Source organism: Streptomyces sp. DSM 116795 (assembly GCF_055792905.1).
Map to the genome: position 1 here is coordinate 6,571,665 of NZ_CM147707.1, position 12,353 is coordinate 6,584,017.

The 12,353-nt window shown below is 68.0% G+C and carries 11 protein-coding genes; all 11 read left to right on the plus strand.

Annotated elements, in window-relative coordinates; translation table 11 throughout:
• The first annotated feature begins 284 nt into the window (after positions 1–284).
• The 11 genes from dnaK (at position 285) to ACSMXX_RS28505 (ending at position 12,265) form a co-directional block, all read left to right on the plus strand.
• Positions 285–2,186, plus strand: coding sequence for a molecular chaperone DnaK (gene dnaK / locus ACSMXX_RS28455; RefSeq protein ID WP_473181523.1), 1,902 nt, complete (start codon positions 285–287; stop codon positions 2,184–2,186).
• A gap of 8 nt (positions 2,187–2,194) precedes the next feature.
• On the plus strand, positions 2,195–2,764 hold the full coding sequence (locus tag ACSMXX_RS28460) for a nucleotide exchange factor GrpE (protein ID WP_473181524.1): 570 nt from the start codon (positions 2,195–2,197) through the stop codon (positions 2,762–2,764).
• Positions 2,765–2,770: 6 nt separating this feature from the next.
• Positions 2,771–3,721, plus strand: coding sequence for a DnaJ C-terminal domain-containing protein (locus tag ACSMXX_RS28465; protein ID WP_473181525.1), 951 nt, complete (start codon positions 2,771–2,773; stop codon positions 3,719–3,721).
• Positions 3,718–4,083 carry a chaperone modulator CbpM gene (locus tag ACSMXX_RS28470; RefSeq protein ID WP_473181526.1) on the plus strand — a complete coding sequence of 122 codons (366 nt, stop codon included), beginning with the start codon at positions 3,718–3,720 and terminating at the stop codon, positions 4,081–4,083. Before ACSMXX_RS28465 ends, ACSMXX_RS28470 begins: the two co-directional genes overlap by 4 nt.
• The gene (gene clpB, locus ACSMXX_RS28475; RefSeq protein WP_473181527.1) at positions 4,074–6,731 is read left to right on the plus strand and encodes an ATP-dependent chaperone ClpB; all 2,658 of its coding nucleotides are present in this window, start codon (positions 4,074–4,076) and stop codon (positions 6,729–6,731) included. Before ACSMXX_RS28470 ends, clpB begins: the two co-directional genes overlap by 10 nt.
• A gap of 113 nt (positions 6,732–6,844) precedes the next feature.
• Positions 6,845–7,204, plus strand: a complete 360-nt coding sequence (locus tag ACSMXX_RS28480; protein ID WP_473181528.1) for a thioredoxin family protein — start codon at positions 6,845–6,847, stop codon at positions 7,202–7,204.
• Positions 7,205–7,310: 106 nt separating this feature from the next.
• Entirely contained in the window at positions 7,311–8,993 is a 1,683-nt protein-coding gene (locus tag ACSMXX_RS28485) for an FAD-dependent oxidoreductase (RefSeq protein WP_473181529.1), read from the plus strand.
• 19 nt (positions 8,994–9,012) lie between these two features.
• The gene (locus tag ACSMXX_RS28490) at positions 9,013–9,405 is read left to right on the plus strand and encodes a DUF2267 domain-containing protein (RefSeq protein WP_473181530.1); all 393 of its coding nucleotides are present in this window, start codon (positions 9,013–9,015) and stop codon (positions 9,403–9,405) included.
• Positions 9,406–9,485: 80 nt separating this feature from the next.
• Positions 9,486–10,637, plus strand: coding sequence for a hypothetical protein (locus ACSMXX_RS28495; protein ID WP_473181531.1), 1,152 nt, complete (start codon positions 9,486–9,488; stop codon positions 10,635–10,637).
• Between the two features lie 134 nt (positions 10,638–10,771).
• Positions 10,772–12,007 (plus strand): FUSC family protein, encoded by a 1,236-nt coding sequence (locus tag ACSMXX_RS28500; RefSeq protein WP_473185018.1) that lies wholly within the window; start codon positions 10,772–10,774, stop codon positions 12,005–12,007.
• Between the two features lie 108 nt (positions 12,008–12,115).
• Complete coding sequence (locus ACSMXX_RS28505; protein WP_473181532.1) at positions 12,116–12,265, plus strand: hypothetical protein; 150 nt, start codon at positions 12,116–12,118, stop codon at positions 12,263–12,265.
• Positions 12,266–12,353 lie beyond the last annotated feature (88 nt).

Here is a 12,353-nt window from a genome sequence, read left to right on the forward strand (position 1 = left end):
ACTCCCGTCTCTCAGGCTAGTCACGGATGGGGTCGCCCGCCTGTTCGCGGACCGGCCTCGACCTGTGTGTCCCGCCGGTGCGAGCGGAGTGGGCTCACTTGGACCTCTGGGGCGCATGCACCCCACCTCCACGTCCAGGAGTGTTGGAACCGACGCGCGAGCACCGCGTGAAGTGGAAGCGGTGACGGCGGGACCGGGGGCTTCCGTCTGGTGGCGTTTGTGGTCCGGCTCAGTGAGATGACCGCTTCCGGTCGAGAAGAGACCGAGGGACGAGGAGGCATCTCATGGCCAGGGCAGTGGGCATTGACCTCGGGACGACGAACTCGGTGATCGCCTTCTGGGAAGGCGGGGAAGCCACGGTCGTCCCGAACGCCGAGGGGACCCGTACGACGCCGTCCGTCGTGGCATACACCGACACCGGAGAGCGCCTGGTAGGTCAGCTGGCCCGGCGCCAGGCGATTCTCAACCCCAAGGGCACGATCTACTCCGCCAAGCGCTTCATCGGGCGCAACTACGACGAGATCTCGGACGAGGCCAAGGCCGTCGCATTCGACGTGGTCGAGGGCGAGGGGGGCGTCGCGCGCTTCGAGGTTCGGGGGAAGCAGTATGCGCCGGAGGAGATCAGCGCGCAGGTGCTGCGCAAGCTCGCGGACGACGCGGGGAAGGCGTTCGGCGAGAAGGTGACGGAAGCGGTGATCACCGTTCCCGCGTACTTCAACGACTCGCAGCGCACCGCCACGAAGGACGCCGGCCGCATCGCCGGGCTGGAAGTCCTGCGGATAATCAACGAACCGACCGCCGCGGCCCTCGCCTACGGCTTGGACAAGAAGGAGCACGAGAGCGTGCTGGTCTTCGACCTCGGCGGCGGCACCTTCGACGTCAGCATCCTGGACGTCGGGGACGGCGTCGTGGAGGTGCGGTCGACAGCCGGTGACGGGCACCTCGGCGGCGACGACTTCGACCGGCGGCTGGTCGACCACCTCGCGGACAGCTTCCAGCAGGAGAACGGCATCGACCTGCGCAGCGACCCGCAGGCGCTGCAGCGCCTCTTCGAATCGGCCGAGAAGGCCAAGACGGAGCTGAGCTCCGTCACGCAGACGCAGGTCAGCCTGCCTTTCATCACCGCGGACGCCAACGGTCCCAAGCACCTGACGGAGACGGTGATGCGCTCCACGTTCGAGCAGATCACCTCCGACCTCGTCGAGCGCTGCCTGGAGCCGGTCAAGCAAGCCATGGCCGACGCGAAGATCACCGACAGCGACATCGACGAGGTCATCCTCGTTGGCGGCTCCACCCGGATGCCCGCGGTGCAGGCCCTGGTCCGCCGGCTCACGGGCGGCATGGACCCGAACATGAGCGTCAACCCCGACGAGGTCGTCGCGGTGGGTGCCGGCATCCAGGCAGGAGTGCTGAAGGGAGAGGTCAAGGACGTCCTGCTGCTCGACGTCACTCCGCTCTCGCTGGGCGTGGAGACCCGCGGCGGCGTCATGACGAAGATCATCGAACGGAACACCACCATTCCGGTCCGCCGCTCGGAGACCTTCTCGACGGCGGAGGACAACCAGCCGGCCGTGGACGTGGTGGTGCTCCAGGGCGAGCGGGAGAACGCGGCCGACAACCGGGTGCTCGGCAGGTTCCAGCTCACCGACATCCGGCCGGCGCCACGCGGTGAACCCCAGATCGAGGTCACCTTCGATGTTGACGCCAACGGCATCCTCAACGTCACGGCCCGTGACAGGGACACCGGGGCCGAGCAGGGCATCACGATCAGTGAGAGCTCCAATCTGGACCGCAGCGAGGTCGACCAGATGGTGGCCGAGGCGGAGCGCAACCGCTCCGAGGACCAGGCACTGCGCCAGGCCGTCGACGCCCGGAACGAGCTGGACAGCGTCGCCTACCAGGTGGAACGCCGCCTGTCGGAGCTGGGCGAGAACGCACCCCAGCACGAGAAGTCCCGCGCCGAGATGCTCGTTGCCGACGCCCGGAAGGCCGTGCAGGAACAGGAGAGCGTGGAGCGGGTCCGCTCGCTCACCTCGGAGCTGCAGCAGCTGTTCCACTCCCTGGGAGCCCGGGGAGCAGAGCCGGGGCAGGCCGCCTCGACCGACGGCGCTTCTCCGAGCGACACGTCCGGAGAGGGCGGTCCGGGTGACGACGACGTCGTCGACGCCGAGTTCGACAAGGGCTGAGGCGCGGCATGTCGAGCGAACACGAGCCCACGGAGATGGAGTTTCCCCTGAACGATGGGGACGCGGCCAACGAGCCGGACGTCCCTGCGGAGGACGACAGCGGCCAGCAGCAAGCCGCCATGGCCGAGCCGGGGCCCGAGGAGCAGTCGCAGGCCGTGGAGGAGCTGCGGGAGCGCTGGCAGCGCACGCTGGCCGACTTGGACAACCTGCGCAAGCGTCATGCCCGTGAACTCGAACGGGAACGCTCCGTGGAGCGTTCCCGTACGGCGGCTGCCCTGCTGCCCCTCATCGACCACCTGGAGTTGGCTCTCGAACATGCCGAAGCCGGTGAGTCCTCCGTCATCGAAGGCGTCAGGGCGGTGCGGGACGAGGCGGTAAGCACCTTCGAGAAGCTCGGCTTCCCGCGGCACGACGAGACCGGGGTGCCCTTCGACCCCACTCGTCACGAGGCGGTGGGCACGGTGGAGGACGACGGAGCCGCCCCCGGCATCGTCCACGAGGTTGTGCGCCCGGGCTATGGAGACGGCGTCAATCAGCTGCGTCCTGCGGCTGTCACCGTCACAGCCCGGCTGGAGTGACCTGCCATGGCACAGGACTACTACGAGGTCCTCGGAGTGCACCGGGGTGCGAGTGCCGATGAGATCCAGCAGGCCTACCGCACGTTGGCCCGGAAGTATCACCCCGATGTGAACACCGAACCGGCGTCGGAAGAACGGTTCAAGGAACTCAACGAGGCCTACAGCGTTCTCTCCGATCCCAAGACCCGTGCGCGCTACGACCGTTACGGTCCCGCGTTCCGTCAGATCCCCGAGGACTACGACGAGCGTGTGGCCGCCGGCGCCGGTGCCGGGCGAGCCGGGGCATGGCAGGGCGGCGGCCCTCGTGTGCGCGTCTCGCAGGACGTCGGAGGCGGCTTCGGAGACTTCCAGGACGCCGGGATCAACTTCGAGGATCTCTTCGGCTCGATGTTCGGAGGCGGCGGCCCCGGCGGACCGGTCCGCGGCGCGGACCAGGAGGCGGAGATGCCGCTCAGTGTCGAGGAGGCATACAGGGGCGGCCGGCGCAGCGTCACCCTCGGCGGCGCGGAGGGGGCCCGCACCTACCAGGTCGATATCCCCCGCGGTGTCGTCGAAGGACAGCGCATCCGGCTGGCGGGTGAGGGCGGCCGGGGCAGCCCGGACGCCCCTGCCGGTGACTTGTTCCTGCGGGTGCGGATCACACCCCATCCGCAGTTCCGGCTCGAGGGCCGCGACATTCACGTCTCGCTTCCCGTCACCCCTTGGGAGGCGGCGCTCGGGGCGACTGTTCCGGTGCCGACTCCCGACGGGCAGGCGAAGGTCACCGTGCCCGCGGGTTCCTCCAGCGGCAGACGGCTCCGGTTGCGCGGCGAAGGCATGCCCAACCCCAGCGGTACGCCGGGCGACCTCTACGCCAGGCTGCGCATCGAGGTGCCGCCCGAGCCCACGCCTCGTGAACGCGAGCTGTTCGAAGAGCTCGCGGCCAGCTCCGACTTCGACCCGAGGAGGCCACGATGATCCCGCGATCGAAGCCCGCCTCCCACATCGCAGACAGAGGTGCGGTACGTCCCTCCTATGTGCTGGCACCAGTACACCGGCTCAGCCTGGACGTCGTCGCGGATCGGTCGGGACTGCATCCGGACATGGTGCGGCGGTTGGTGACACTCGGCCTGCTTGAGGTGCATCGCGACGCCGAAGGAAGGCTGTGGTTCCCCTCGTCCGCGCCCCTGACCCTTGCCCGCATCCAGCGGCTGCGAGCCGGGTTCTGCCTCAACTACGCGTCGCTGGGACTCGTTATGGACCTGCTCGACCGCATCGCCGTGCTCGAAGCCGCGCTGCGCCGCAGCGGCGTGAGGAGTGATGACTCGTCATGGATATGAACCGTCTGACTCAGAAGTCACAGGAAGCGCTGCAGGAGGCGCAGTCCACCGCCACACGGCTGGGGCACACCGAAGTGGACGGCGAACATCTGCTGTCCGCTCTCCTCGGCCAGAGCGAGGGCCTCATCCCGCGCCTCGTCGAACAGGCCGGAGCCGACCCCTCGGCGCTGAGGGAGGCGGTGGAGAGTGAGCTGGGACGCAAGCCCAAGCAGACCGGCGCCGGGGCGCCTTCGGGCGAGGTCCGTGTGACGCAGCGTCTGGCGAAGCTGCTCGAGTCCGCGGATCAGGAGGCCCGCAGGCTGAAGGACGAGTACGTCTCCGTGGAGCATCTGCTCCTCGCGATGACGGAGGAAGGCTCCGCGACCGGAGCGGGCCGCCTCCTGAAGGATCACGGCGTCACCCGTGACTCCTTCCTGAACAGCCTCACGCGTGTTCGCGGCAGCCAGCGTGTCACTTCCGCCACTCCCGAGGGTGCCTACGAGGCGCTGGAGAAGTACGGCCGTGACCTGGTCGCCGAGGCACGCAGCGGGACGCTCGACCCGGTCATCGGCCGGGACGCCGAGATCCGCCGGGTGATCCAGATCCTCAGTCGGAAGACGAAGAACAACCCTGTCCTGATCGGCGATCCCGGTGTTGGCAAGACCGCCATCGTCGAAGGTCTGGCGCAGCGCATCGTCAGCGGGGATGTCCCTGAAGGACTGCGGGAGAAGACCGTCTTCTCACTCGACATCAGCTCGCTCGTCGCCGGAGCCAAGTACCGCGGCGAGTTCGAGGAACGGCTCCAGGCCGTGCTCAGCGAGGTGAAGGCCGCGGAGGGCAGCATCCTTCTCTTCGTCGACGAGCTGCACAACGTCGTCGGGGCAGGCGGCGGTTCCGAGGGCGCGATGGACGCCGGCAACATGTTCAAGCCGATGCTCGCCCGCGGCGAGCTGCACATGATCGGCGCCACGACGCTGGCCGAGTACCGCAAGCACGTCGAGTCGGACGCCGCACTGGAGCGCAGGTTCCAGCAAGTGATGGTGGACGAGCCGTCGGTCGAGGACACCGTGTCGATCCTGCGCGGTCTGCGGGAGCGGCTGGAGATCTTCCACGGCGTCAGCATCCAGGACACCGCGCTGGTGGCCGCGGCCACGCTCAGCCACCGCTACATCTCCGACAGGTTCCTCCCCGACAAGGCCATCGACCTCGTCGATGAGGCATGCGCCCGCATGCGCACCGAGATGGACTCGATGCCTGCCGAGCTGGACGAGCTGACCCGCCGTGTCACGCGGCTGGAGATCGAAGAGGCCGCCCTCTCGAAGGAGACGGACGCGGCGAGCGCCGCGCGCCTGGAGGAGCTGCGCCGGGAACTGGCCGACCTGCGGGCCGAGGCGGACGCCAAGCAGGCCCAGTGGGAGGCCGAGCGTCAGGCGATCCGGCGGGTGCAGGAGATACGCCAGGAGCTGGAGCAGGCGCGCCAGGAGGCCGAGGAGGCCGAGCGCTCCTACGACCTGAACCGTGCGGCGGAACTGCGCTACGGAAAGATCACCGAACTCGAACGCAAGCTCGCCGCGGACGAGGACCAGCTGACCGACAAGCAGGGCGAGTCGCGGCTGCTGCGCGAGGTGGTCACCGAGGACGAGATCGCCGAGATCGTCGCCGCGTGGACCGGGATTCCCGTGACACGGCTCCAGGAGGGCGAGCGGGAGAAGCTGCTCCGGCTCGACGACATCCTGCGGGAGCGGGTCGTCGGGCAGGACGAGGCCGTGGGGCTGGTCGCCGACGCGGTCATCCGGTCGCGTTCCGGCATCCGCGATCCGCGGCGGCCCATCGGGTCGTTCGTTTTCCTCGGGCCGACGGGCGTCGGTAAGACCGAGCTGGCCAAGGCACTCGCGGAAGCGCTGTTCGACTCCGAGGAGAGCATCGTGCGGCTGGACATGAGCGAGTACCAGGAGCGGCACACGGTCAGCCGTCTGGTCGGTGCCCCGCCTGGTTACATCGGCTACGAGGAAGGCGGGCAGCTGACTGAGGCGGTCCGGCGCAAGCCCTACTCCGTCGTGCTCTTCGACGAGATCGAGAAGGCACACGCCGACGTCTTCAACACCCTCCTTCAGGTGCTCGACGATGGAAGGATCACCGACGCGCAGGGACGTACCGTCAACTTCCGCAACACGGTCGTCATCCTGACGTCCAACATCGGCTCGGTGCACCTGCTCGACGGTGTCACCGCCGAAGGGCAGATCAAGGCGGACGCCCGCAGCCGCGTCATGGACGAGCTGCGCAGCCACTTCCGGCCCGAGTTCCTCAACCGCGTCGACGACATCGTCCTGTTCAGCCCGCTCGGCCAGGAGCAGATCGAGCAGATCGTCGAGCTTCAGTTCAACGACCTGCGCTCCCGCCTCGCGGAACGCAGGATCACCGTCGAACTCACTGAGGAGGCCCGCCGGCTAATCGCACACCAGGGGTACGACCCCGTCTACGGGGCCCGTCCGCTGCGCCGCTACATCTCGCACGAGGTCGAGACGATCGTCGGCCGCGCTCTCTTGCGGGGCGACGTCCCGGACGACGCCCTCGTGCGCGTCGACGCGCAGAACGGGGAGCTGACGGTCACCTACGAGGCGTCGGCGGAGGAGCGGGCCGCCGACGACTCCCTCGCCAGGGCAGCGTGAGATCCATGGGTACACCGCAGGTCAAGACGGTGTCCTGTCCTTCCTGCGGACGGACGAACCGTCTCCCGGCTTCCGCATCCGGAACACCCCGGTGCGGAAACTGCCGGTCTCCTTTGCCGTGGATCGTCTCCACCACGGACGACTCCTTCACCGACATTGTGGAGCGCGCAGATCTGCCGGTGCTGGTCGACCTGTGGGCCGAGTGGTGCGGGCCCTGCCTCACGGTGAGTCCGACGCTGGAACAGGTCGCAGCCGACCTAGCGGGCCGCATCAAGCTGGTGAAGGCCGACGTGGGTCGATGCCCGCAGCTGGCCCGGAGATTCGAGGTGCAGGCGGTGCCGACGCTGCTCATCCTCGACCGGGGTGAGGTGATCGGGCGCCGTGCCGGTGCCCTGCCCGCGGCGAGCCTGCGCTCCTGGGTGGAGGAGACGCTCGCCCGGCACGACCAGGCGGCCCCCGCATCCCGCGGCTAGGAGGTGTGACCCCCGGTGACCATCCGCACGGCCTGCAGCCTTACGTGCGCTGCTCGGCGCCGTGCACTCACCGGTTGCCGCCCGGCAGGGGAGAGGAGCTGACCTGATGTCCACCGAGACCCCGGACATGCACGGCGCCTATCCACGGCTGACGGACGAACAGGTTGAGCGGCTTTCCGCCTGCGGTGATCGGCGCCCGACCGCGTCGAGCGAGGTGTTGTTCCGCGAGGGCGAGCCCAACCAGGAGTTCCTGGTGATCCTCAGCGGCCTGGTCGACGTCGTGCACGACTTCGGCCTGCCGGAGGAAGGGCTTGTCGCCACCCACGGTCCGGGGCGCTTCCTGGGTGAACTCGGTCTGCTGGAGGGGCAGCGGGCCTTCTACACCGCTGTTGTCCGGGAGGCCGGCGAAGTGCTCGCCCTTTCCGTGGACCGTCTCCGTGAAGTGGTCGCGAACGATGCCGTGCTGGGGGACCAAATACTCCGTGCCTACCTCGGACGCCGCGCCCGACTCATCGGGGCCGGCGCGGGCTTCCGGATTCTCGGTTCGTGCCGCTCGCCGCAGACCCGCCGGCTGCGCGAGTTCGCCGCGCGCAACCGTCTGCCGCACCGCCTGGTCGACCTGGACAGTGACGACGAGGCCGAGGCGATTCTGCGCCGTTTCGGCATCACCCCGCAGGAGACACCGGTCGTCATCTGGAATGGCCGCCATGTGCTGCGGAATCCCGACGCGGCCGAGCTCGCGCGTCTGGTGGGCCTGCCGGCACCATCTGGAGACGCGTCAGTCCATGATCTTCTCGTTGTCGGTGCGGGGCCTGCCGGACTTGCCGCCGCGGTCTACGGGGCTTCCGACGGCTACTCGACGGCCCTGATCGACGCCGTCGCCACTGGTGGTCAGGCCGCCAGAACGTCTCGCATCGAGAACTACCTCGGCTTTCCCTCCGGGATCTCCGGTGGCGAGCTGATCGAACGTGCCGTGCTCCAGGCTCACAAGTTCGACGCCGACATCCAGGTGCCGGCCGCGGCCGAGGCCCTGCGACGCGACGGGGATCACTACACAGTTGCCCTCGCCGACGGAACTGACGCCGCCGGACGCACGGTCGTCGTGACCACGGGAGTTCGCTACAGGCGACTCGTCGTCCCCGGCAGCGAACACTTCGAAGGCAGCAGCATCCACTACGCCGCAACCGCCCACGAGGTCCGCATGTGCGGCCAGGACCCCGTGGCCGTGGTGGGCGGCGGCAACTCCGCCGGACAGGCTGCCGTCTTCCTCGCGGACAACGGTTCCCGCGTTCACATTGTCGCGATCGACGACTCCCTGGAGCGGAACATGTCCCGCTACCTCATCGACCAGATCGAACAGCGCCCCGGCGTCGAGGTGCATCTGGAACAGGAAGTGGTCGGAGTGACCGGCGAGGACACGATCCGGCGGGTGAAGGTCCGCAACCTGCGGACCTGGCAGGGGAGTGACCTGGAGGTGCGGGCCCTCTTCGTCTTCATCGGCGCTCGTCCCTGTACGGACTGGCTCGGGAAAGCGCTCGTTCTCGACGACCGCGGATTCGTCGTCACCGGAAGCGAACCCGGCGAAACCCGTTACGAGGGCCCGTGGAGGCAGCTGGAACGGGAACCGCTGCCCCTCGAAACGAACTGGCCGGGAGTGCTCGCAGCGGGAGACGTACGCAGCGGCTCGGTCAAACGCGTCGCCTCCGCCGTGGGCGAGGGTGCCATGGCCGTACGCCTCGCCCATGAACACCTTGCTCGAACCCCTGCGAGAGCCATGTCCACCCTGTGATCGGAACGAGAGGTCCGTCATGAAGAGCGACCAATTCCTCGCCCGCGTGCGCGAACGTGGCGAGTACCGGGACCAGGCAGAAGCGATGCAGATCACCGAAGCGGTCCTCGATGTACTGAGCTCCCGGATCACCGGGGGCGAGGCGAAGGACCTGGCCTCGCAGCTGCCCGAGCCGATCGACCGGCCACTGCTGGACAGGAGCACGGAGGCGGCCGAGTCCTTCGGGGTCACCGAATTCCTCGCCCGGGTCGCCGAACGGACCAGAGTCCAGACCAGGACAGCCGAATGGGACGCCAGCGCCGTACTGTCAACCGTCGCCGAATCGGTTTCCGGCGGAGAGTTCAACCAGCTCCTCACCCAGCTGCCCTCCGGCTACGCGGCGCTGTTCGGGGAACCGGAGCTGAGCGACTGAGCCTCGGCGAAGCGGCACACCTGACCGGCGGGCCGGTGCGTTCACTGGACTCGCCCCGCAGGGGCTGGTGTGCTGGCCGGATGCACACCCCCGACAAGCCGGTCGAGGGAGACATCGGCGAAGAGACGATCGAAATCGTCGTCGGCGTTGCTGCCTCACCAGGGATGGTCTCGGAGTTCGTCAGGGGGATGGAAGCGGAGCTCTCCGACCGGATGACCGCCCGGGTACCCGATGTGCGCTGGAGGTTCCAAGCCGTCTCCGACCGGCTCGCCGTGCCACCCACCGACGTGGCAGAGATCATCTCGGCGGGCAGGCAGCGGCTGCTCCGGGAAGGCTGGGATCTCGCGGTCGTGGTGACGGACCTGCCGATCGCGACCTCACGCCGCCCCGTGATCGCGCACGCCAGCGCGAGCCACGGGGTCGCGGTGGTTTCGATGCCGGCGCTCGGCGCGATGGGGGTCAGACAGCGGCTCGCTGAGACCGTCACCCGCCTCGTAGCGGCCCTCATCGGGGACATCAGTGCGGCAGAGGTGGATCAACGCGGAGTTGTGAACCGCCTGGGTCCGCCTCCCGGAGTGATGCGGAGAGTCGAGGAACTCGGCCACAAGATCGAAGTGGACGAGTCCGAGGTACGCATGGTGGCGCGGGTCACCGCGGGCAACATGCGGCTCCTGGTGGGAATGCTGCGTGCCAACAGCCCGTGGCAGCTCAGCATGCACCTCACACGTGCGTCCGTCACCGCTCTGGGGACGGCCGCATTGGCGCTGGTCACCAGCGACATCTGGCAGCTGGCGGACGACCTGGGAGCAGTGCGTCTCGGCTTGATCACCGTTGCGTCGGTTCTCACCACGATCTGCACGTTCATCCTCGGCGCCCAGCTGTGGGAGCGCAGTCCCCGGCCCGAGGCACGAGAACAGGTGATCCTCTTCAACATCGTGACCCTGGCAACGGTCACGATCGGCGTCCTCTCCCTCTACGGCAGTCTGCTGGTGCTGACATGGCTCGGTTCCCTGCTTCTCGTTCCGACAGGGCTGTTCTCCGAGACGCTCGGCCATCCTGTCCGGATCGGCGACAAGTGGGAACTCGTATGGCTGACAAGCTCCCTGGCCACCATCGGCGAGGCCGTCGGGGCGGGCTGGGAGAGCAACGAATCGGTGCGGGAAGCGGCGTACACCTACCGCGCGGACGATCAGGCTCTCCCCGAGGAGACATTCACGAAGGCGAGCACTTGACCTCCCCCTGCCTTACTTACCCTTCGCCCTCCTGTGACGGTTCCGCACGGCACGAAGGTGCATCGAGACGCCCGCACGGGTGACAGCCCGCACGACCGGTGCTCTACCGCGGTGTGACCGGGAAAAGCCACCGGGTGCCGGACGTCCGTGAAGCCATCGCCGGTGTCCTGCACCGCCGCAACGACCCTTCAGTCATCCAGACGCTCCGTTCCTCAGCGGCGGCGGTGCTCAGCTACCTGGCTGCACTCTGGCTGAGCAGCGCCGAGGTCCCGCTCCTTGCCCCGCTGACCACTCTCCTTGTCGTACAGGTCACCGTCTACGCCACGCTGACCCGAGGTATGCGGCGGATCATCGCCGTGGTCGCCGGCGTGCTTCTGGCTGTCGGTTTCAGCTCACTGGTGGGGCTGAGCTGGTGGTCGCTAGGAGTGCTCATCCTCGCCGCCCTGATCCTGGGCCATCTGGTACGCGTCAACGAATTCGTTCCCGAGGTCGCAATCAGCGCCATGCTGGTGCTGGGCGTAAGCGTGACAAGAGTGGCGGAGACCGCCCTGGACCGGGTGGTGGAGACCCTCATCGGCGCAGTCGTGGGCTTGCTGTTCAACGTCCTCTTCGTTCCCCCGATTTGGACACAGTCCGCCGGTGAGGCCATTGAGGACCTTGCCGAACGAATGAGAGATCTTCTGTGGAGCCTGGGCGAAGAGGTCGGCAGGCCCACCCCGGTGGAAGAAGCCGAGGCACGTCTGGAGGAGGCGCGCCGACTCGACCACGACATCGTGCAGGTCGATGCCGCTGTTGCGCAGGCCGAGGAGAGTCTGAAGCTCAACCCCCGGGTGAGGGAAGGGACACTCTCACGGCTCGTTCTGAGGACAGGCCTGGACACCCTGGAGATTTGCGCGGTCGTACTCAGGGTCATCGCCCGAACGCTGACCGAACTCGCGGAGGAAGGTGCGCAAGAGCCGCTCTTCCCTCTCGAGACAACCGCTGCGCTGCAGGAGCTGTTCGCTGAACTGGCCGCTGCCATCGATGCGTTCACCGTACTGGTCACCAGCGACGTCACCACGGACGCAGACGACGCGGAGGTTGAGCTGACGGACAAGCTCCGCGATGCCCACGATGCCCGCGACCGGATCGCCCAGCTGCTGCTCGCTGAACAGCAGCGCCATCCGGAACAGTGGCAGCTTCACGGCACGCTCCTGACCCAGATCGACCGGCTCCTGGACGAACTCGCCGCGGAGAAACGCTCCGCGCGGTTGACCGAAGAGCTGGACTTCCAAATCCGCCAACCCTTCGCCCGGCACCCCCAGCTCGCGATGCTCACTCGCCATGCACTGTTCCGCCGTGTTCTCCGCCGACGTCGAAAGGAGACCTGAGCGGTGATGGGGTCCACAGCCTCGTGGGCGCGCGAACGCGCCGAAGTGTCGTCGCGCAAGGGACTGCCCAGATCAACACCGAGCTCGCGCTGCCAGAGCAGCCGGACGATGTTTGCGCGACCAACAGAAGGCACACTGGCCGTGTTCGCCAACTCGCAGAACTTCATCGCCCGCCCCTCCTGGCTGCCGATAGCCGTGAGCAACTGGTCCCGCATGCCTAAGAAATCCCTCGCCGGCCGCCGACGCGACGACAAGTGATCAAGGACGCTCCACACATGAGGGCGCCAGCCCGCGACCACCGAGTAGTGCGAGTCGCATGCCGCCGCCACCTCCCTGGCCGCCGCGA